Annotated in this window: 19 protein-coding genes; 4 read left to right on the forward strand and 15 right to left on the reverse strand. The window is 45.5% G+C overall.

Translation table 11 applies throughout. The annotated features are described in order from the left end of the window. Nucleotides 1–9 precede the first annotated feature (9 nt). Nucleotides 10–777 (reverse strand): DNA polymerase III subunit epsilon, encoded by a 768-nt coding sequence (dnaQ, locus tag MSG34_RS08765; RefSeq protein ID WP_017060722.1) that lies wholly within the window; start codon nt 775–777, stop codon nt 10–12. A 56-nt stretch (nt 778–833) separates the two neighbouring features. Between dnaQ and rnhA the strand changes: the two genes are divergently transcribed. Next, complete coding sequence (gene rnhA, locus MSG34_RS08770; protein WP_048661234.1) at nt 834–1298, forward strand: ribonuclease HI; 465 nt, start codon at nt 834–836, stop codon at nt 1296–1298. A gap of 119 nt (nt 1299–1417) precedes the next feature. Here the strand turns inward: rnhA and MSG34_RS08775 are convergent, their stop codons facing one another. After that, on the reverse strand, nt 1418–2200 hold the full coding sequence (locus MSG34_RS08775) for a class I SAM-dependent methyltransferase (RefSeq protein WP_048661233.1): 783 nt from the start codon (nt 2198–2200) through the stop codon (nt 1418–1420). Nucleotides 2201–2253: 53 nt separating this feature from the next. On the opposite strand from MSG34_RS08775, the gene gloB reads away from it, so the two are divergent. The 3 genes from gloB (at nt 2254) to MSG34_RS08790 (ending at nt 5340) form a co-directional block, all read left to right on the forward strand. After that, entirely contained in the window at nt 2254–3012 is a 759-nt protein-coding gene (gloB, locus tag MSG34_RS08780) for a hydroxyacylglutathione hydrolase (protein ID WP_248337053.1), read from the forward strand. A gap of 70 nt (nt 3013–3082) precedes the next feature. Then, on the forward strand, nt 3083–4657 hold the full coding sequence (locus MSG34_RS08785; RefSeq protein ID WP_248337055.1) for a LysM peptidoglycan-binding domain-containing protein: 1575 nt from the start codon (nt 3083–3085) through the stop codon (nt 4655–4657). Continuing rightward, nucleotides 4654–5340 carry a YIP1 family protein gene (locus MSG34_RS08790; RefSeq protein ID WP_017060727.1) on the forward strand — a complete coding sequence of 229 codons (687 nt, stop codon included), beginning with the start codon at nt 4654–4656 and terminating at the stop codon, nt 5338–5340. Before MSG34_RS08785 ends, MSG34_RS08790 begins: the two co-directional genes overlap by 4 nt. Before the next feature lie 106 nt (nt 5341–5446). Here the strand turns inward: MSG34_RS08790 and MSG34_RS08795 are convergent, their stop codons facing one another. The 13 genes from MSG34_RS08795 to bamA all read right to left on the reverse strand — a co-directional run bounded on the left by MSG34_RS08795 (nt 5447) and on the right by bamA (nt 20532). Further along, complete coding sequence (locus MSG34_RS08795) at nt 5447–6289, reverse strand: endonuclease/exonuclease/phosphatase family protein (protein WP_248337057.1); 843 nt, start codon at nt 6287–6289, stop codon at nt 5447–5449. Nucleotides 6290–6350: 61 nt separating this feature from the next. Continuing rightward, nucleotides 6351–6689 (reverse strand): nitrogen regulatory protein P-II, encoded by a 339-nt coding sequence (gene glnB, locus MSG34_RS08800; protein ID WP_017063373.1) that lies wholly within the window; start codon nt 6687–6689, stop codon nt 6351–6353. A 130-nt stretch (nt 6690–6819) separates the two neighbouring features. Beyond that, a complete protein-coding gene (locus MSG34_RS08805) occupies nt 6820–7143 on the reverse strand; it encodes a cytochrome c (RefSeq protein WP_170791809.1) in 324 nt (107 codons plus the stop codon). A gap of 46 nt (nt 7144–7189) precedes the next feature. Beyond that, nucleotides 7190–8524 (reverse strand): tRNA lysidine(34) synthetase TilS, encoded by a 1335-nt coding sequence (tilS, locus tag MSG34_RS08810; RefSeq protein WP_248337058.1) that lies wholly within the window; start codon nt 8522–8524, stop codon nt 7190–7192. Between the two features lie 124 nt (nt 8525–8648). Then, nucleotides 8649–9608: an acetyl-CoA carboxylase carboxyl transferase subunit alpha gene (gene accA / locus MSG34_RS08815; protein WP_017060731.1), complete on the reverse strand. Its 960-nt coding sequence runs from the start codon at nt 9606–9608 to the stop codon at nt 8649–8651. A gap of 45 nt (nt 9609–9653) precedes the next feature. After that, nucleotides 9654–13133: a DNA polymerase III subunit alpha gene (dnaE, locus tag MSG34_RS08820; RefSeq protein WP_248337060.1), complete on the reverse strand. Its 3480-nt coding sequence runs from the start codon at nt 13131–13133 to the stop codon at nt 9654–9656. A gap of 112 nt (nt 13134–13245) precedes the next feature. Then, nucleotides 13246–13866 carry a ribonuclease HII gene (rnhB, locus tag MSG34_RS08825; protein ID WP_248337062.1) on the reverse strand — a complete coding sequence of 207 codons (621 nt, stop codon included), beginning with the start codon at nt 13864–13866 and terminating at the stop codon, nt 13246–13248. 33 nt (nt 13867–13899) lie between these two features. Continuing rightward, nucleotides 13900–15096, reverse strand: coding sequence for a lipid-A-disaccharide synthase (lpxB, locus tag MSG34_RS08830; RefSeq protein ID WP_248337064.1), 1197 nt, complete (start codon nt 15094–15096; stop codon nt 13900–13902). A 129-nt stretch (nt 15097–15225) separates the two neighbouring features. Beyond that, nucleotides 15226–16014 (reverse strand): acyl-ACP--UDP-N-acetylglucosamine O-acyltransferase, encoded by a 789-nt coding sequence (lpxA, locus tag MSG34_RS08835; RefSeq protein WP_048606664.1) that lies wholly within the window; start codon nt 16012–16014, stop codon nt 15226–15228. 1 nt (nt 16015) lies between these two features. After that, complete coding sequence (gene fabZ / locus MSG34_RS08840; RefSeq protein WP_009847408.1) at nt 16016–16468, reverse strand: 3-hydroxyacyl-ACP dehydratase FabZ; 453 nt, start codon at nt 16466–16468, stop codon at nt 16016–16018. Nucleotides 16469–16561: 93 nt separating this feature from the next. Beyond that, nucleotides 16562–17593 carry a UDP-3-O-(3-hydroxymyristoyl)glucosamine N-acyltransferase gene (gene lpxD, locus MSG34_RS08845; protein ID WP_248337065.1) on the reverse strand — a complete coding sequence of 344 codons (1032 nt, stop codon included), beginning with the start codon at nt 17591–17593 and terminating at the stop codon, nt 16562–16564. Nucleotides 17594–17598: 5 nt separating this feature from the next. Beyond that, on the reverse strand, nt 17599–18099 hold the full coding sequence (locus MSG34_RS08850) for an OmpH family outer membrane protein (protein WP_017063367.1): 501 nt from the start codon (nt 18097–18099) through the stop codon (nt 17599–17601). A 27-nt stretch (nt 18100–18126) separates the two neighbouring features. Next, complete coding sequence (bamA, locus tag MSG34_RS08855; RefSeq protein ID WP_248337067.1) at nt 18127–20532, reverse strand: outer membrane protein assembly factor BamA; 2406 nt, start codon at nt 20530–20532, stop codon at nt 18127–18129. Nucleotides 20533–20564: the final 32 nt, after the last annotated feature.

The following is a 20564-nucleotide window of genomic DNA, read 5'->3' on the forward strand; positions in this document are numbered from 1 at the left end:
ACTTTCTCCCTACTGACGCCAGAGGCAGCTTCCACTTTTCTCGACGAGATCTAAACGACTTTGATGCGCTTCTACTTCATCGGCCGTAGCTCGTAAAACCTTTAGGGATTTTCGACCACTTTCTACTCTTCGTATGCTTTCGGCTTCGCCTTCCTGTTGACCAGCGTTAAATTGCAGCGAAGTTTGACCACCCGTCATCAATAAGTAGACGTCAGCTAGGATCTCCGCATCGAGCAATGCGCCGTGGAGAGTACGGTGCGAGTTATCGATACCGTAACGGTCACATAAGATATCTAGGTTGTTTCTTTTACCTGGGAATATCTTCTTCGCCATTGCCAAGGTATCGGTAACTTTACAGTAGTCATCCGTTTTACCTATCGCAGGGTTGAGCTTCTCAAACTCATAGTCCATAAAGCCCGTATCGAAGGGCGCGTTATGAGCCACCAGCTCAGCACCTTTGATAAAGTCGAGAAACTCTTTATGTATGTCTTGGTATTCAGGCTTATCAATCAAGAATTCATCGGTAATACCGTGAACGCCAATCGCCTCTTCTTGAATCGCACGATCGGGCTTGATGTAGACGTGGAAATGACGCCCGGTCAATCTACGATTGATGATCTCAACTGCACCAATTTCAACGATGCGATGCCCCATATAGTGAGGACCACCTTCTGTATTCATACCGGTGGTTTCGGTATCGAGTACAACAATGCGCTTATTTTCGTTCGAACTGTTTTTTTCGTTCGTGCTTTGTTCTGGAGTGCTACTGGTATTCATAAGGATAACTGTGTCAGACTATGCCGATAATGTGCTTGAGGTAATAGTATCAAATCATGACGAAACAAGTTGAAATTTTCACTGATGGTTCTTGTTTAGGCAACCCAGGTCCTGGTGGCTATGGCATCGTACTTCGCTACAAGAAAGTCGAGAAGACGCTAGCAGAAGGTTTCACGCTAACAACCAATAACCGTATGGAAATGCTCGCCGCTGTCGTTGCTCTCCAAGCCCTCAAAGAGCCTTGTTCTGTGATTCTGACCACAGATAGCCAATACGTGCGTCAAGGCATCACACAGTGGATTCACAACTGGAAAAAGCGTGACTGGAAAACAGCCGACAAGAAACCGGTTAAAAATGCCGATCTGTGGCAAAGGCTTGATAAAGAAACCGCTCGTCATAGCGTTGATTGGCGCTGGGTAAAAGGACACGCAGGACACAGAGAAAACGAAATGTGTGATGATTTAGCAAGAAACGCAGCGGAAAATCCGACTAAAGAAGATACGGGCTATCAGCCAAGTTAATCGTCTTTTTGAATTAGACGTACATTTCAGAAAATGATTTATTGTTCCTGAAACTGATTGATAACGCCTTAAATTAATTGATAGTTTCTTAACCGAACTAGTAGATAAAAAGCCGACAACTAGTCGGCTTTTTCTGTTTTTAGCGGATATGATGCTTTGGCTGAATCCATTGTACGACGCGTATTTGTTCTAAAACTTGCTCCAACAGGTGAGAAACGTCGCTTAAGGTGCCAATGTGGCTTGATAGGTTTTAGCGGGTAAGTACGTTTACGTGCAACAATAAAGTATTGGCTTCCGGCGAAGGATGCACATCCACCTAAGCTGTTCTCCAACCACGTCCACATCGCTTGATACTTACTCATCGGAAACAGCGCGTAGGTGTCACAATGAATCACTTCATAATTAAGTACCCCTAACCAGTCTTTTATTCGGTTAGGCGTGTACATGCGCCCACTCCAAGGCAAACTGTTCTTTCGCCAAGGCATCAAACTGGCAAGCCCAGTGACACTAATCGGGTTAAAGCCAGTGATAATGATATAGCCATCGTCCATCATGACTCGATCAACTTCTCTCAATAAGCGATGTGGGTCATTGCTATAATCTAACTGATGACTCAACACCACAACATCAAAGCTTTTCTCCAAAAAGGGCAAATTATAGCCATCCGCTATCACATTATGTAATGGGTTCTGGATATCTAGGTTTACTTGATGTTGAATGTTGCATGTGCAGCTAGAAATCTCACTACTGAGGCCACCGAGCTTGAGCATATGGTAACCAAATAGCTTTGGGCACCACTCATCGAGTCGAGTTTGAATAGATTCTCTCAACCAGTCCCCATTGTGCAATTGCGCCCAAGTATAAGGACGTTCAAACTTCTTTCTGCTACGTGCTGGCTTCATCAATAATCTGTCTCACTTATTCTGTCGCACTAAAAGTGACTGGAGAACCAATAATGTTATATATCAAAAGCATACCTGCATTTAACGACAATTACATCTGGCTGATTGAAAATAGCGATCGCCGTTGTGCTGTCGTCGACCCCGGTGATGCGGCTCCAGTATTAGAGTACTTAGCACACCATGAGCTAACTTTAGATGCAATCTTGATTACGCACCACCACCACGATCACATTGGTGGCGTTCCAGAACTAGTTAGACAATTTCCCGGCGTTGATGTCGTGGGTCCAAGGAATGAACCAATCCCCACCTTAACTCACCCAGTCGATGATGGTGACCAATTAGAACTGTTTGACGAAGTATTCCTCGTCCTAGGGCTCAGTGGCCACACCGCGGGTCATATTGGTTATGTGGGTGATGCAAAACTGTTTTGTGGTGATGTGCTATTCTCTGCGGGTTGCGGCCGAATCATGGAAGGCACACCACAACAGATGTTCGATGCACTGAATAAGATCACGGCGCTGCCTCAAGAAACCGAAGTTTATTGTGCGCATGAATACACTGCCGCAAACATCGCTTTCGCATTAGCGGTTGAACCTGACAACCAACATTTGCAGCAATATCGCGACCAAGTGAACCGACTTCGTGCTCAAAATAAGTCGACCATCCCCACAAATTTGAGACAAGAGAAGTTTGTGAACCCCTTCTTGCGCTATACCGAGCCAAGTGTAGTGAAATCAGTGTCTAATCGCACCGAGCAGACCGATCCTTTATCGGTATTCACCGCTTTACGTGCGTGGAAGAACGAATTTTAACAAATACAGACTTGTCACTCATGGGGGGTGGCAAGTATTATCATCGGCCGTTAATTAAAAAGGCTGTAACATGCGAGTTAAGTACAGCTGGGCTTTGGTATTACTACTTTCTGGTTGCCAATTAACTCAGTCAGAGAATCCAGACCAAGCTTCCGAGCAAACCAACACATCTCCTACTAAAGAAGTTTCTCAAGCGAACGTTTCATCAGAAGCCACAGCCAAAGAAGATCAAAAAGTTGAAGCACCTGTCGTTACTCCACAAACACAACAAGATGTTTGGAAACGCATTGCGATGCAACTTGAAATGGAAGTACCAGACCAAAAGAAGGTCGACTACTACCGAACTTGGTACCTCAAGCACCCGAGTCATCTAAAAACCGTATCAAAGCGTGCTGAACCTTTCCTGTATCTGATCACCACTAAGATTGAAGAAAAAGGCTTACCACTAGAACTGGCCCTATTGCCCGTTGTAGAAAGTTCTTTCGATGCATTTGCCTATTCTCATGGCAGTGCTGCAGGTCTATGGCAATTCATTTCAGGCACAGGCAAAGACTACGGGCTTGAACAGAACTTTTGGTATGACGGCCGCCGTGATGTTGCCGCCTCTACCGACGCCGCATTGGATTTCTTATCAGACCTTAACCGACGTTTCGATGGCGACTGGAACCATGCGATTGCTGCCTATAACAGTGGCGGTGGTCGAGTAAACAGCGCAATCCGTAAGAACAAAAAGTTGGGTAAACCAATCGACTTCTTCTCTCTGGACTTACCAAAAGAGACCAGCAGCTATGTACCAAAACTGCTTGCTCTAGCTGATGTCATTGCCAACCAAGAAAAGTATGGAATCGATATTCCGGCGATCCCGAACAAGCCAGTGCTGACACTGGTTAACCCAGAAGAACAACTTGATTTAGCCATTGCTGCGAACTATGCAGGCATTCCTGTCAAAGAACTTCAAGGTTACAACCCGGCTTACAACCAATGGGCGACAGCGCCAGAGAAACACCAACAACTATTACTTCCTTTAGACTCAGTTGAAAGATTCAACAAAGAAGTCGCTGCCAATAAAGGCAAAGGTATGAAGTTGGTGCGTTACAAGGTTCAATCTGGTGACAGCATTAGCGTACTGGCTAGCAAATATAACACCACCAGCAAAGTGATCCGCTCTGCGAACGGTTTGAGCAACAACAATATTCGTATTGGCCAGCACTTGCTTATCCCAACATCCACCAAAGACGACAAGACATACGCCCTAAGCGCCTCAAATCGCCTAGCAAGCACACAGTCGAAGAGTCGTGGTCAATATAAGCTTAGCCATACTGTAAGAAGTGGTGACAGCCTATGGACGATTGCACGCGCAAACAAGGTATCTCACCAATCACTGGCTAAGTGGAATGGCATGGGACCACGCGACACGCTTAGAGTTGGTCAAGAACTGGTCATTTGGAAGAACGGTTCAGACGGCGCCATCATCCGTACGATCTTTTATAACGTGAGATCAGGTGACACAGTCAGCGGTATTGCATCAAAGTTCAAAGTAAAAAGTGCAGATGTTGTAAAATGGAACACTTTGCAGAACAAGAAATACCTACAGCCAGGACAAAAACTGAAGCTGTATGTTGATGTAACTAAGGTAAGTGTATGAACCCGTCAAGTAACCCACTCGTCATGCTGTTGGATATATTCCGTTCGCCAACAGCTTGTTTCTTAGCGCTTTATCAACGAAGTGCTTGGGGGTGGCAACCCTACGTCGTATTAATGCTCAGCCCATTTTTATTTTGGGGTGCTTATTTTTCGAATGTAGATTTTGCCTGGTTAAGTGCAGAGCTATCGCAGCAACTGGCTCAAACGAACCCTGACCAATTGGCGTTACTTGACAGCAATACCTTACTCGCAAGTGAAATCATCAGTGACGTATTTGGCCGAACATTAACCATTGTTCTATTGGCATTCTGGTTTAACCTAGCAACCAAGCCAAGCCAACACCAACACAGCTTTTGGCGATGGTTTGCAGCGGCATCGGTTGTTATATTCCCAGCTGTTTTAGGTGATGTAGCAAGCTACGCAAGCCTGATACTCAAGCATGGACATGTGATGAACTACGCTGCCGACTTGAACAGCTTAAATGGCTTGATCAAGTTACCGCTAACTAATGATTGGTCACAATTTGCTAGCTCATTACCACTGCTTCTGCCATGGTACATCGTGCTAGGTTATGCTGCGGTATTAACGTGGACTGAGTTTGAACGCGGGCAAGCGCTTGTGATTTCAGGCTTACCATGGGTTGGCTACTACCTAATCTGGGCGCTCTACATTTTAATCTTTTAAGTAGAAGAGATAAGGCTAGCGAAGACTCTCTAGCCTATTGTTCCGTTAGATTTCCCAACGTAACCACCGTGCGAATGGTTAAGTTCCAATGACTAATAGCTAATCACTATTTAGCCTTAAAGGTCACTCGCATAGGGTTGTGATCAGAAGCGTCCGTAATGGGCGCTTTTGCTTTTTCTACCTCTAGCCCTCGATAGAACACGTGGTCGAGCACCAGTCCTGTAATGAACTGAGTTCTGTTATCTGGCTCAAAGGTAACTTCCGTCAAACCAACCTTCTCCAACGCATCTTTCAATACAGCAAAGCGAGCTTCACTCCAGCTATTAAAATCCCCGGCAAAAATAACAGGTCCACGATACTTTTGCAGATTATCAGTTAAGCTCTTGAGCTGAGCTTCATAATCTTCCGTACCAAAGGTAAAGTTCACAGCGTGGATATTAATCACAGCCAGCTCTTCGCCATTACTTAGTTGGTAACGCGACCAAAGCGCGGATTTAGGCAGTTGAAGCCAAGGTTCTTCATGAGTATAAGCACACGCTTCAATCGGTAAATGAGTTGCTAGGTTGAGTACCCCTGCACTTTGCTCAAACGCCTCAAACGCATTCACACGAGTGCTACCCCACTGTCCGCTCGTTACCCATTGGCGAAGTCCTTCTGTCATACGCGCTTCTTGCAGCAAGACTAAATCGCTACCTGCCGACAGCTTATTTAACTCACCCTGCCAATTATTTCGGTTTTGCTTATAGATATTCCACACCGTAATGTCTAAGCCATCAGACACATCAATCGCTTTCGGTGCAGAGTTTTGGTAGCAGCTGTAGATGTCGTTACTGGTACTTTGAGAGGAAGTGATCAGGTTGGGTTTATTCGGGATCACGAAGATAAAATGAAAACTAACGACAGCAAGCGTTATCAATAGCGTGATAACAATGATGGTTTTCTTAAACATACAACACCCTACCAGAAATGAAAAAGGAGCGATAAACGCTCCTTTTAGGGTAATAGTTTTTTTATACGGCGTCTTCGTCTTCTTCGCCAGTACGAATACGTACCACACGTTCAACTTCAGTAATGAAGATCTTACCGTCACCGATTTTACCTGTTTGAGCCGTCTCGATGATGGTATCAACACATTGGTCAGCCACTTCGTCGGTCACAACGATTTCTAGTTTCACTTTAGGTAAAAAGTCGACCATGTACTCTGCGCCGCGGTATAGCTCAGTATGACCTTTTTGACGTCCAAAGCCTTTAACTTCAGATACTGTCATACCCGTAATACCCACTTCTGCAAGTGCTTCACGTACATCATCAAGTTTGAATGGCTTGATAATGGCTTCAATCTTTTTCATGTTCATCCCTTAAACTGTGCGAATGGCTCATTATCGGTTAGCTATAGTAAACATTCAATGAAAAAAGCCAGAGCTTTAAAGCTCTGGCTCGAAATTTATCATCTTGTTTAATCAGCGCTTTGAGAAGGTTTTACTTAAGGCTTGCGTAGTAAGCGGCTAGATTCGCGATGTCTTCATCACTCAGCATTGAAGCTTGAGCCTGCATGACAGCGGCCAAACCGCCGGTGCGCTGGCCGTTCTTATAGGCCTTAATTGATGAAGCGATGTATTGCTCGTTTTGACCTTTAAGGTTTGGATAGCCAGGGATCACTGCGATACCGTCTGCACCATGACATGCCGCACAGATTGCTGCTTTAGCTTGACCCGCAGCGACATCAGCCGCCAGTGCGTTACCACTCAATAGTCCAAATCCAAGAACTAATCCTAGTGTAATTTTCTTCATTGCATATTCCATTAATTATTTTTATTAAAGTGACGGTGAATTGTGACACAAACTTTTTCTACTTGCTCCAAAGCGCTTCACAATCTTGACCTTCGTAGTTTTTATCTACGAATAAGCCTAAAACAGCGATCACTCGATCGCCATCAATTAATATCGGCGTTCTGCGTCTTAACCAACTGGGTACTTGGTACTCTTGAAACAACTTCTTAAGCTTCCTGCTATGACCGCGCCCAACAGGGTGTGCTGACAATCCCTCAGGGTTAAAGATCACTCGCAGTGTTCCTCTCGTTGTGTTGAGACTAAAATGTTGCGCATCACAGTGGTTAGATACACCATCACTCGCCGCTGAAGTTAAGTGTAGTTCCCCTAAACCGTCAGGCAAAACTAAGCTCTCTTCCATCGAGATATCACTTTGCCAGTTCGACAAGTCTTTGGTCTCTTTGACGACATAGAGCTGATGATTAAAACGTCTAACCTCAACCTCATTCAACACCAGCTTAGGATTAGCGTCCGCCTGAGCGCATGCCACCTCATCCCATATAAGTTTGAGCTGCTTTTGGCTTGGCATCGGTTGATTACAATGGCTAAGCCACATTCTTATCAGTCGTGCTCGTAACAAGTCTGAATGTTGGAATAACGCCTCAATGCTTAAGCTCTGGCTATCTCCCAAAGCTTGCTGTAAGTGAGACTCAAGCAACTCATCCAACAGTAACTCTTGCTCTGCACATAGCTGAGCGCTGCGACTGACCGATTCTCGAAAACTAGGCCAACGCTCAGTCAGCACCGGAGTCACTTGATGACGGATAAAATTGCGGTCAAAACGCACGTCCTGATTACTTTCATCTTCTACCCAAGTTAAGCCCATGTCGTGAGCTGCTGCTTCAATCTCGATTCGAGTTACCGATAGCAGTGGGCGAACAATATGAGCATCAGCAAACGGCATCACTTTCGCCATCGAAGAGAGCCCTTTCGGACCACTGCCACGCTTCAACGCTAACAAGAAAGTCTCGACTTGGTCATCAATGTGCTGGCCTGTCACTAACACATCGCCTTGTCTAATATGCTTTTTAAAGGCTTGGTATCGCGCGTCTCGAGCCAGCTTTTCAACGCTTTCTCCACGGCTGATATCTAGCGAGACTCGTTCAATGAACAAAGGTACCCACAAAGCATCACACCATGCTTGGCACTGCTCTGCCCAGTGATCAGCATTGTTACTTAAGCCATGATGAACATGTACCGCACAGCACTCGATGTGATGGGACTTAGCGAATTGGGCAGCCAACTCCAACAAAACTCGTGAATCGACACCACCACTGAAAGCGACGAGCAACCGGCAAGGCTTAAGCGCGCTTTGATCAAGTACAGATGTGAAGGTATCAATTAAGTGTGTCATGAGGCTAATAAACCAGAGGTCGTGTGTGAAGGGATAATGTTTTAATAATAAAAAAGGGTTGGCACTGAGTCCAACCCTTTCATCAACTTGTTCGTATAGCTGGCCTTATCGCTAAGGCAACTTATCAGCAGTAGCCGTAGCTCATTAGACGCTGGTAACGACGCTCAAGCAGCGTTTCGTTATCAAACTGCTCTAGCTCTTCTAGCTGTTTAACTAACATGTCTTTCATGTTCTGAGCCGTTTGTGCAGGGTCGCGGTGCGCGCCACCTAGAGGCTCAGGAATGATTTCGTCGATAAGCTCAAGCTCTTTAAGGCGAGGAGCAATCAGGCCCATCGCTTCAGCAGCTTGTGGTGCTTTATCTGAATCGCGCCATAGGATTGAAGCACAACCTTCTGGAGAGATTACTGAGTACGTAGAGTACTGAAGCATGTTCACGTAGTCACCAACACCAATCGCTAGTGCACCACCAGAACCGCCTTCACCAACAACGTTACAGATAACAGGAACTGAAAGGCCAGCCATCACTTTTAGGTTTTTAGCGATAGCTTCAGATTGACCACGTTCTTCAGCACCAACACCTGGGTATGCGCCCGCTGTGTCGATGAAAGTGATGATAGGCATGTTGAAACGCTCAGCAGTTTCCATTAGACGTAGCGCCTTACGGTAACCTTCTGGCTTTGGCATACCAAAGTTACGGATCACTTTCTCTTTAGTCTCACGACCTTTCTGGTGACCAATAACCATAACAGGACGGCCATTTAGACGAGCCATACCACCCACAATAGCTTTGTCGTCAGCGTAAGCGCGATCGCCCGCCATCTCTTCAAACTCTGTGAATGCATGCTCCAGGTAATCTTTGGTGTAAGGACGTTGAGGGTGACGAGCAAGTTGAGCTACCTGCCATGCACCTAAGTCACTAAAGATTTTCTGTTTAAGCTCTAAGCTTTTTTTCTCTAGTTGTTCGATTTCTTTGTCTAGATCTACCGCTGTGTCACCACCGTGACGCGAAACGTCACGTAGCGCTTCGATTTTTGCTTCAAGTTCAGCGATAGGCTTTTCAAATTCTAGAAAGTTCAGGCTCATCTATGAATCCTTGTTGATTCAGCTCCGCATTCGCGAAGCTAAATTTTAGTTAAATTCGAGTTCTACTTGGCTATTTCCAAGCAGCTGTTTTAATTCGTCTAGCAATGTATCACTTGGCGTCACGCGCCATTCTGTGCCCAATGTTAACCGCGCTCTAGCGTCGGCACGCTGGTAGTATACATTGACTGGGACCGTTCCGGCTCTATAAGGTTCTAAGATTTGACTAAAGCGTTCAAAAAATTGACCGTTAATTTGGGATTGGTCGATAGATATCGACACCCCACGAGCATATTTCTCACGGGCGCTTCCTAAGTCCATGACCTCGCGCGCGGACATTTTAAGCCCGCCATTGAAATCATCAAAGCTGACCTGTCCGGAAACGACCACAATTTTGTCTTTTTCGAGCAGTTCTGCGTAGCGATCGAGCGCATCCGAGAACAACATCACTTCCATTCGGCCCGAACGGTCATCAAGTGTCATCAAACCGATTCGCGTACCACGCTTCGTCGTCATCACTCTCGCTGCAATCACCAAACCGGCAATCGTTAGTGATTGGTCACGACGCGTTGGCGTGGCATCTTTCAAACGACAGCTGGTGTATTTCGCTAACTCTTTGATGTAAGCGTTAACCGGGTGACCCGTTAAATACAAACCAAGCGTTTCACGCTCACCCTCAAGCCAAACCTTCTCAGGCCATTTAGGCACTTGGGTATACTTGTGCTCAACCTCTTCCGGAGCGTCGGTCAACACACCAAACATATCAGATTGACCAAAAGACTCGGCATGGTGATGTTGGCTCGCCGCCTTCACCGCATCTTTCAAAGATGCCATCATCGCCGCTCGGTGAGGACCTAATCTATCTAAGGCTCCGGATAGAATCAACTTTTCGATAACACGTTTATTAACCTTCTTCAGATCAAGGCGTGCACAGAAGTCGAATAAGTCTTTAAAGTAACCACCCTTATTTCGCGCTTCGATGATCGCTTCGATAGGGCCTTCACCCACCCCTTTGATCGCGCCGATACCATAAACAATCGCGCCATCTTCATCCACGTTGAAACGGTATAGACCTGAGTTGATATCTGGTGGCAAAAGCTTGAGCTTCATACGGAAACATTCATCAACAAGGCCGATAACCTTCTCGGTGTTATCCATATCTGCCGTCATTACCGCAGCCATAAATTCCGCTGGGTAGTGCGTTTTCAGCCATAGCGTTTGATAAGAAACCAGTGCGTACGCTGCGGAGTGAGATTTGTTAAAGCCGTAGCCCGCAAATTTCTCTACCAAGTCAAAGATCTTCATGGCCAGCTCGCCATCAACACCATTGGCTACAGCACCTTCTTTGAAGGTACCACGCTGTTTAGCCATCTCTTCTGGCTTTTTCTTACCCATCGCACGACGCAACATATCCGCTCCGCCAAGCGTATAGCCAGCAAGGATCTGTGCGATTTGCATTACCTGTTCTTGATACAGGATGATGCCGTACGTAGGTTCTAGTGTCTCTTTAAGCGATTCGTGCTGCCACGTTTCATCAGGATACGAAACAGCTTCTCGGCCGTGCTTACGGTCGATAAAGTTATCTACCATGCCTGATTGCAGAGGACCCGGGCGGAATAGGGCTACCAATGCGATAATATCTTCAAAACAGTCCGGTTGGAGACGTTTGATCAGGTCTTTCATACCACGCGATTCCAGCTGGAATACCGCGGTGGTTTCAGAATTTTGTAATAGGTTGAACGATGCTTGGTCATCAAGAGGGATCGACTCGATACGAACCGGCTCTTTACCTTCTTTCTTCAGGCGAGGGTTTACGAGGCCTAACGCCCAATCGATGATGGTCAGGGTACGTAGACCCAAGAAGTCGAACTTAACCAAACCAGCGGTTTCAACGTCATTCTTATCGAATTGCGTAACTGGGAAGTTACCTTCGGCATCGGCATAAATTGGCGCAAAATCGGTGATCGTGGTTGGTGAAATAACAACACCACCCGCGTGCTTACCGGCATTTCGCGTACAACCTTCAAGGATGCGACACTTATCAATCAGCTCGCGAACTTCTTCATCGCCATCGTAAAGCTCTGGCAATGCAGGTTCAGCAAGGAATGCTTTCTCTAGCGTCATGCCCGGATCTGGCGGTACAAGCTTTGAAATTCGATCAACAAAACCAAACGGGTGGCCCAATACACGGCCTACATCGCGAATTACCGCTTTCGCCGCCATGGTACCAAAGGTGATGATCTGAGAAACGGCATCACGACCGTACATCTCAGCCACGTGGTCGATAACTTGGTCACGCTTATCCATACAGAAGTCGATATCGAAATCGGGCATGGATACACGTTCTGGGTTCAAGAAACGTTCGAAAAGGAGATCGTATTCAAGCGGGTCAAGGTCGGTGATATCAAGCGCGTAAGCCACCAAAGAACCGGCACCAGAACCACGCCCTGGGCCTACGGGCACATCGTTGTCTTTTGACCACTGGATGAACTCCATTACGATCAAGAAGTAACCTGGGAAACCCATGTTATTGACAACTTCGAGCTCGATCTTGAGTCGCTCATCGTATTCAGGTCTGCGCTCAGCGCGAACTTTTTCGTCAGGGAACAGGAACGCCAAACGTCGTTCAAGACCTTCTTCAGATTTCTTGATCAAGAAGTCTTCAATCGCCAAACCTTCCGTAGGAAAGTTAGGCAGGAAGTATTCACCCAGACGAACGGTCACGTTACAACGCTTGGCAATCTCAACACTGTTCTCTAGCGCTTCTGGAATGTCTGAGAACAGCTCACACATCTCTTCTTCGCTACGAAGATACTGTTGCGCACTGTAGTTCTTCGGACGACGAGGATCGACCATAGTGAAACCGTCATGGATCGCCACGCGGATTTCGTGAGCATCAAACAGGTCTTCAGTTAGAAAAACCACTTCGTTGGTTGCGACAACAGGCAGGTCTTCCTGTTCAGCAAGCTCTAACGCAAAGTGTAAGTATGACTCTTCATCTGGTCGTCCAGTACGAATCAGTTCCAAGTAAAAACGGTCGGCGAAGTACGTTTTGTAAAACTCGACGCTGCTTGCAACCAAATCACGGTTACCTTTCAGTAACGCCTTACCAATCTCACCTTCTTTGGCGCCCGATAGAATGATCAGGCCTTCTGCATTCTCAATTAGCCACTCTTTATCAATTACAGGCTGATGTTGAACATGACCACGAAGGTAGGCTTTCGAGATAAGTAACGTTAGGTTGTTATAACCTTTATTGTCCGTTGCGATAACGGTGAGCTTGGTCAACTCGTCACCGAATTCCGGAGACTGCATCAAGAAGTCAGCACCAATAATAGGTTTAACCCCACACCCATGGGCAGTACCGTAGAACTTCACCAAACCACACAGGTTGGTAAAGTCGGTCAATGCTAGAGCAGGCATACCCATTTCAGCGACTTTTTTAACTAATGGTGGCACCTTGGATAGGCCATCCACCATCGAAAAGTCACTGTGTACGCGTAGGTGAACAAATTTTGGATCTGACATTATTTTTCCTGAGTTCTAGGTTTGAGCCTAGGATTACAACTGTGTGTATTCTATTTTTTTCTAACACAAGTTAGCAACTTTATTCGATGCCAAACTCTAGTTAACGTAAAGCTCAGTCTATGCCAAGAATACGTTTTACTGGCTTAAAGCTCTTGCGGTAATGCTCGGTTACACCATGTTTTTCAATAGCTTCGAAATGCGCTTTAGTCGGGTAACCTTTATGCTTAGCAAAACCAAACTCTGGATGAAGTTTATCAAGATCTTCCATCTCTTGGTCACGAACGACTTTTGCGATAATAGACGCCGCACTGATTTCAGCCACTCGCAAGTCACCCTTCACAATCGCAAGACCATCCATCGGCAGTTCTGGGACACGGTTTCCATCTATCAACGCCATATCAGGTTGAACGCTCAACCCCGCGATAGCTCGCTGCATAGCAACCATCGTCGCTTGCAGAATATTCAACTCATCAATTTCTTGTGGAGAACAACGACCGACAGACCACGCCAAAGCTTTCTCTTTGATTTCAGGAAGTAACGCAAGACGCTTCTTCTCAGACAATCTCTTTGAGTCGTTCAAGCCTTCGATTGGGTTGTTTGGATCAAGGATAACCGCAGCGGTCACCACGTCGCCAACCAAAGGGCCACGCCCTACTTCATCCACGCCAGCAAACAGCTGGTAGCCTTGCGGATATTCAAATGGAGGAAGCTCTTTTTTCTCTTTTACTGCCATAACTAATCTCTTAATGTTCTGTAGGTAAGCGCTTTATGCTTCAACAAAAGGTCGGTCAATCAATTTCAATACTGCGTTAGCGGCTTGTTTGTCTGCGTCTTTACGGATCCAGTGATGCATCTCGGTAAAGCGTTCGATCAAGGCACTGTTATCGGCTGATAGCATTTTATCGACAGACGGGAACAAAAAGTCTGGGTGACACTCTTCAAGAATATGCTCTTTCACGATCTCTTCACCAGCCAAAATATTCGGCAGTGACACAAACTCAGTGATCGCCAACTTCTTAACAATGTAACCCGTCAGCTTATTTACTTTGTAACCAACCACCATAGGGCGTTTAAGCAACATACATTCAAGAGCCACGGTACCTGAAGCCAAGAGCACAGAATCAGCGGCGGTAATCACGTTGGTTGCCGTATCTTCGACTAACGTGAATTCAAGCTCAGGTGCGGTCGATTGCCAGATTTCAGTAAACTGCTTTTTACGCTGCTCGTTAACGAGCGCAACAACAAAATTGATATCCGGATACTTCTGCTTAATACGCTGGCAAGTTTCGATAAATGGTTGAGCAATCAAACCCATCTCACCACCACGACTGCCCGGTAATACGGCTAACCACTGCTTGCCTTGTTCAAGACCTAACAGCTCTCGAGCATCTTGTTTACTTGGCTCTAAAGGAATCGCGTCTGCCAACGTGTGACCAACAAACTCACAGGCAACGTTATATTTATCGTAGAACGCTTTTTCGAACGGCAAGAAAGCCAAGACTAAGTCGGTTGCTTTGTCGATTTTAAAGATACGCTTTGGACGCCAAGCCCATACTGAAGGGCTCACGTAATGCACCGTTTTGATTCCAGCGTTCTTAAGGTCTAACTCAAGCCTTAGATTGAAATCGGGCGCGTCGATACCGACAAAGACATCGGGTGGATTTTGAGTGAAATACTTAACCAACTCTGCTTTTACTTTTAACAAGCGAGGTAAACGGCCAAGCACTTCAACTAAGCCCATAACGGCCAGCTCTTCCATCTCGAAAAGAGACTCACAACCTAGGGCTTTCATTTTCGGCCCGCCAATGCCAACGAACTCAGCATTCGGGTATTGTGATTTGATCGCTTTGATAAAGCCTTCACCAAGCGTATCGCCAGACAGTTCGCCGACAACAATGCCTACGCGCAATGGTTCATTCGAAACGAAGTCCGAGATATTAGTTGCTGCTTCTTGCGGTGCCATAGTTTTTCAATTCCCTTGTTGCCTAAAACAAAAAAGACCGCCTAACGAGTAGCGATCTTTTTGTTATACCATTCTGATGAAGTAATTATTGTCATACTCACATTGATTGGTACATAACCACATCGAGTATTAACGAATAATACCGCGCTCAGAGTTCTCTAGCATTTCAAGCATAGGCGCTACCGAGGTAAACTCTTTTGCCATTTCAACTAAAGCCGCTTTCGCTTCTTCAAGTGTTTTACCTGAACGGTATAACTCTTTGTACGCCTTCTGTAGTGCACGAATTTCAGGTTTTTCAAATCCGTTACGCTTCAAACCTACTAGGTTAAGACCGAATGGAGCCGCGTGGTTACCCTGTGCAAGCACGTACGGCAGTACATCTTGAACAACTGCAGAACAGCCACCAATGTAAGCGTAAGCACCAATCGAACAGAACGGGTGAATCGCAGAAAGTGCCATAACACCAGCGTAGTCGCCAACCGTTACGTGACCGCCAAGAATAGCGTTGTTACCAATGTGAGTGTGGTTACCAACAATAACATCGTGCGCTACGTGAGCATTAACACAAAGTAAGTTGTCATCACCAATCACTGTGGTTGCTTTATCTTGAACCGTACCACGATGAATTTGAACCGCTTCACGAATCACGTTGCGATCACCGATCACAACTGTTGTCTCTTCACCGCCGTATTTCTTGTCTTGGTTTTCTTCACCAATAACAGCGTGTGGGAAGATGCGGTTTTCTTTGCCAATGGTTGTGTGACCTTTGATCACAACGTGCGACATCACTTCAGTGTCGTCACCGATTGTCACGTTACCAGCAATGTAAGTGAAAGGCCCAACCGTCACGTTAGCACCGATAGTTACATCACCTTCGATTACTGCTGCCGGGTGAATTTTCGCTGTTTCATGAATCATATTAAAACTCTCTACGAGCACATTTAAGTTCAGCTGAACATACAACTACGCCGTCAACCTTAGCAACACCATTAAACGATGCGATGCCACGACGTTCTTTTAAGAATTCAACTTCGATAACCAGTTGGTCACCTGGTACTACTGGCTTACGGAATTTAGCTTTATCTACGCTAGCAAAGTAGTACAACTCGTTGCCAGAAGGCGCACCGAAAGATTTGAATGCTAGAAGGCCTGTTGCTTGTGCCATTGCTTCTAAGATCAACACGCCTGGGAATACAGGAAGCTGAGGGAAGTGGCCAGTGAACTGAGGTTCGTTAACAGAAACATTCTTAATTGCGGTCAGTGTTTTTTCTTTTTCAAAGCTAGTCACACGATCAACCATTAAGAATGGGTAGCGATGAGGTAGTAGTTCCTGAATTTCAGTAATGTTCATCGTTGTCTGTTCAGTAGTCAAAGTCGTATTCCTATGTATATTCTTTATTTAATTAGAAGGATTATAAACGAAAAAGACTCGCTGTACGCGAGCCTTTTATTAGAAATGCTGGAATTATGATTCCGCGCTCTTCTCAATAAGTTTTTCAACGGTTTTCAAACGCTTGTTCATTTCATCAATACGATGAACTCGCGTCGCTGTTTTACGCCAGTCTTTATTTGGCTGTAAAGGAATACCCGAAGAGTACATGCCTTTCTCAGTGATGCTGCGCATTACCATCCCCATACCGGTGATTGTAACGCCGTCAACGATTTCAATATGACCATTAATCACACAACCGCCACCAATAATACAGTACTTACCTATCGTCGTGCTGCCTGCAATGATAGTACCACCTGCAAGAGCTGAACCATATCCGATGTGAACATTGTGAGCAATCTGAAGTTGGTTATCTAGGATAACGTTGTCTTCAATGATTGTGTCATCTAATGCGCCGCGATCGATGGTAGTACACGCGCCAATTTCTACGCGGTTACCGATGCGAACCGAGCCGACTTGCGGGATCTTAACCCATTCGCCTTTCTCGTTCGCATAACCAAAACCATCAGAGCCAATAACAGTACTTGATTGAATCAGACATGCTTCACCAATCACCACTTCATGGTAAACACTTACGTTAGCCCACAGCTTAGTGCCTGCGCCAATTTTTGCATTTTTACCAATAAAGCAACCAGCACCGATGATCACATCATCACTAAGTACTGCACCAGACTCAATCACAGCGTTCGCACCAATAGACACATTTTGTCCAATGGTTGCATCGCTAGAGATTGAAGCAGAATCAGCAATATCCGCTGCGGGTGCAGGAGTAGTATCAAGCGCTTGAGCAACCTTAGCAAAAGCAACGTAAGGGTCACTAACCACAATAACGTTGGTCTTACACAGTTCGCGCTCACTCTCTTTAACCATAATAGCGGATGCTTTACAGTCACCTAGGTGCTTGCTGTACTTCACGTTAGAAAGGAACGTAATGTTGCCTTCTTGCGCTTTATCCATAGGAGCGACTGCTGAGACGGTAATCGTACCGTCTCCATGTAGCTCTCCCCCAGTAATCGTTGCCAATTCGGCTAAAGTCAGGTTCTTCATAAAACTTATTTCAGTGATTTAATTACTTGCTCAGAGATGTTGTATTCAGGCTTACCGTATTGTAGAGCTTGAATATCAACGATCATGTCGTAGCCTTCTTTCTCTGCAACTTTAGTTACAGCATCTTGAATCACTTTGAACAGCTTCTGCTTCTCTTGTGCTTCACGACGTTGACTTGCTTTTTCTAGTGCTTGAGCTTTGATTTTGTATTTGCTGTCTAGTTGGCCTACTTCGATACGAAGCTTCTCAACTTCTTCAGGACCTAGTAGCTCGCCATCACGCTTAAGCTTTTCAATCTTCGTTTTCGCTTCAGCTTGAATGCTCTGTAGCTCAGCCGCTTTATCTTTGAACTCTTCCTGCATTTTTTGAAGAACAACTTCACGCTGAGGTAGAGCCTGGAATACTTGTGCAGTGTTTACATAACCCACTTTTTGCGCAGCTTCAGCAGCTGTTGCAAAGAAAGAAGAGCTAAGAACTACAAGGCCTAAACCTGCTGCTTTAATCATATTTTTCAAAATATTGTCCTTTAAATATTAGAAAGTTCTACCAATGGTAAATGTGAAGAATTCCTCATCATCACCTTCGTAAATTTTAATTGGCTTCGCTAGAGAGAAAACCAGTGGGCCCATCGGTGACATCCATTGAAGAGCGGCACCATAAGATGAACGGTAATTTGTTGGATCTGAGTAATCGTAGTAGTACTGGCTGCCACTGCTTGGTTGGTTCCGATCTATGAATTCGGTATCCCACACACTTGCCATGTCGAAGAAGACACTGGTTCGAATCTGGCTGCGTGCTTCATCAGAAGCAAACGGTGTCGGTACAATTAACTCTAAGCTTGCCAAAGCAACCGCATTACCACCAACCGAATCATCAGTTGCAACTCCATATGAGCCATTATTTGATTGCCCATCACTATAAACAGCTTTCGGACCTGCCGAGTTAGAGCCAAAACCACGTAGGGTAGTAAAACCACCTGCGTAATAGTTCTCGTAGAATGGGAACAAGTTATCGTTACCATCCGTTTGGCCATAACCATTACCATAGCCTAATCGGCCACGCATCAATAGTGTGAACTCATGCTTTTTGGTCAGCGGGATGTAATGTTTCACATCGTACTGCATTTTAAAGTACTGAGCATCAGAACCGGGTACCGTCACCTTAGCAAAAGCACGTTGATGGTTACCTTCGGTTGGGAAAAAACCACGGTTAAGATTGTTTCGAGTCCAAGAGATATTGATATCAAAGTCATCAGTTAAGATATGTTCATCACCATATTGGTCAATACTTTTCGCAAATTGAACAGCTTGTACATAAGTAGGTACATTACCGATCTTGTTGTGCGTATAGCCAACACCAAACTCAAGGCGGTTCAACTCATCCATAGGGAAACCCCATGTAAGACTGGTACCATAACTTTGGTTGGTATAGTCGACAATATCCGCTTCAGAGGCTTCAAATTCGTTGTAGAAGATCTTACCGCCTAAGCTCACACCATCAAGGTTCCAGTATGGGTCTCGGTAGTCTAAGCTCACGTTCTTTTGGTAATCGTTCATCATGGCACTTACGCCAACACGGTTACCAGAGCCCGCAAAGTTATCTTGTTGCAGACCAACTTGGAAGCTAACACCTGATTCAGTACCGTAGCCAACACCAAAGTTTATGCTGCCTGAGTTCGCCTCCTTAACGTTGTAAACCAAATCAACTTGGTCTTCACTGCCAGGAACACGCACTGTTTGTACATCAACCGTTTCAAAGAAACCTAAACGGTTAAGGCGGCTCTTACCGGTATCAATTGACTTAGAGTTAAGCCAGCTGCCTTCCATTTGACGCATTTCACGACGCAGTACTTCGTCTTTCGTTGAGTTGTTACCCGTGAATCGAATATCACGAACGTAGATACGGCTGCCCGCTTCTACATTGATAACCAACGACACTTCTTTGGTCTCATCGTCAAATTCAGGAATCGTGCGAACTTGTGGGTACGCGTAGCCAGATTCACCAAGAATTCGTTTTACGTTCTCTTCCAAAGACGTTACCGAAGAACCGTTGTACGTATCGCCGTCTTCGAATGGCACTAACGCTTCGAAGTCAGCCTCACGACCGATTAATTCACCACGGAAAGAGACATCTTTAACGGTGTAAGCTTCGCCTTCATCAAGGCCAAGTGTGATGTAAACACCTTTCTTGTCTGGAGAGATCGCCACCTGCGTAGAGTCGACCTTAAACTTCAGGTAACCACGGTCAAGGTAGTAAGATTTCAACGCTTCGATATCACCGGCTAAGACCTGCTTTTGGTATTTTTCATCCGCAAGGAAATTCCACCATGCAACATCAACGTTCAGGTTGAAACGACTGAGCAGTTCAGAGTCAGAGAAGACTTCATTACCGATAAAGTTGATTTGTTGAATCTTAGCGGATACGCCCTCAGTAAACACAAACTTAAGGTCAGAACGGTTACGTGGCAGAGGTGTCACAACCGCTTTTACTGTCGCGTTGTACTTACCCACGCTGTAGTAAAAATCTTCAAGGCCTTTCTCAATGTTACTCAGCGTAGTACGGTCAAGAGCTTCACCTTCACGAACACCAGACGCATCTAGGTTCTGCTGAAGTTGTTCTTCTTTGATCGCTTTGTTACCCGAGAATGAAATGCTCGCGATGGTCGGTCGTTCTTTCACTTGAACAACTAAAACACCTTCATCGCGAAGGACTTTAACGTCCTCAAAGTTACCTGAAGCATACAGTGCACGAATGATCTCAGATACATCGCTTTCATCTACTTCATCGCCAATACGCACTGGCATTTTCAGTAGAGCTGCACCTAATGCAACACGCTGTAAACCTTCGATCTTGATATCTTGAACCACAAAGTTTTGTGCTCCGTTCGCAGCCACACTAGTGGCCAATAGACTTGCGAACAGAATTTGCTTAATCGCCATACTTATTCTAATTATTCCTTGCTACTACCAAT

The sequence above is a fragment of the Vibrio sp. 1CM2L genome, from assembly GCF_023161695.1.
In the GTDB taxonomy this organism is placed as follows: domain Bacteria; phylum Pseudomonadota; class Gammaproteobacteria; order Enterobacterales; family Vibrionaceae; genus Vibrio; species Vibrio coralliirubri.

Coding starts and splice junctions, on each gene's coding strand:
- dnaQ (WP_017060722.1), bottom strand. CDS start 777: ATGAATACCAGTAGCACTCCAGAACAAAGCACGAACGAAAAAAACAGT.
- rnhA (WP_048661234.1), top strand. CDS start 834: ATGACGAAACAAGTTGAAATTTTCACTGATGGTTCTTGTTTAGGCAAC.
- MSG34_RS08775 (WP_048661233.1), bottom strand. CDS start 2,200: ATGAAGCCAGCACGTAGCAGAAAGAAGTTTGAACGTCCTTATACTTGG.
- gloB (WP_248337053.1), top strand. CDS start 2,254: ATGTTATATATCAAAAGCATACCTGCATTTAACGACAATTACATCTGG.
- MSG34_RS08785 (WP_248337055.1), top strand. CDS start 3,083: ATGCGAGTTAAGTACAGCTGGGCTTTGGTATTACTACTTTCTGGTTGC.
- MSG34_RS08790 (WP_017060727.1), top strand. CDS start 4,654: ATGAACCCGTCAAGTAACCCACTCGTCATGCTGTTGGATATATTCCGT.
- MSG34_RS08795 (WP_248337057.1), bottom strand. CDS start 6,289: ATGTTTAAGAAAACCATCATTGTTATCACGCTATTGATAACGCTTGCT.
- glnB (WP_017063373.1), bottom strand. CDS start 6,689: ATGAAAAAGATTGAAGCCATTATCAAGCCATTCAAACTTGATGATGTA.
- MSG34_RS08805 (WP_170791809.1), bottom strand. CDS start 7,143: ATGGAATATGCAATGAAGAAAATTACACTAGGATTAGTTCTTGGATTT.
- tilS (WP_248337058.1), bottom strand. CDS start 8,524: ATGACACACTTAATTGATACCTTCACATCTGTACTTGATCAAAGCGCG.
- accA (WP_017060731.1), bottom strand. CDS start 9,608: ATGAGCCTGAACTTTCTAGAATTTGAAAAGCCTATCGCTGAACTTGAA.
- dnaE (WP_248337060.1), bottom strand. CDS start 13,133: ATGTCAGATCCAAAATTTGTTCACCTACGCGTACACAGTGACTTTTCG.
- rnhB (WP_248337062.1), bottom strand. CDS start 13,866: ATGGCAGTAAAAGAGAAAAAAGAGCTTCCTCCATTTGAATATCCGCAA.
- lpxB (WP_248337064.1), bottom strand. CDS start 15,096: ATGGCACCGCAAGAAGCAGCAACTAATATCTCGGACTTCGTTTCGAAT.
- lpxA (WP_048606664.1), bottom strand. CDS start 16,014: ATGATTCATGAAACAGCGAAAATTCACCCGGCAGCAGTAATCGAAGGT.
- lpxD (WP_248337065.1), bottom strand. CDS start 17,593: ATGAAGAACCTGACTTTAGCCGAATTGGCAACGATTACTGGGGGAGAG.
- MSG34_RS08850 (WP_017063367.1), bottom strand. CDS start 18,099: ATGATTAAAGCAGCAGGTTTAGGCCTTGTAGTTCTTAGCTCTTCTTTC.
- bamA (WP_248337067.1), bottom strand. CDS start 20,532: ATGGCGATTAAGCAAATTCTGTTCGCAAGTCTATTGGCCACTAGTGTG.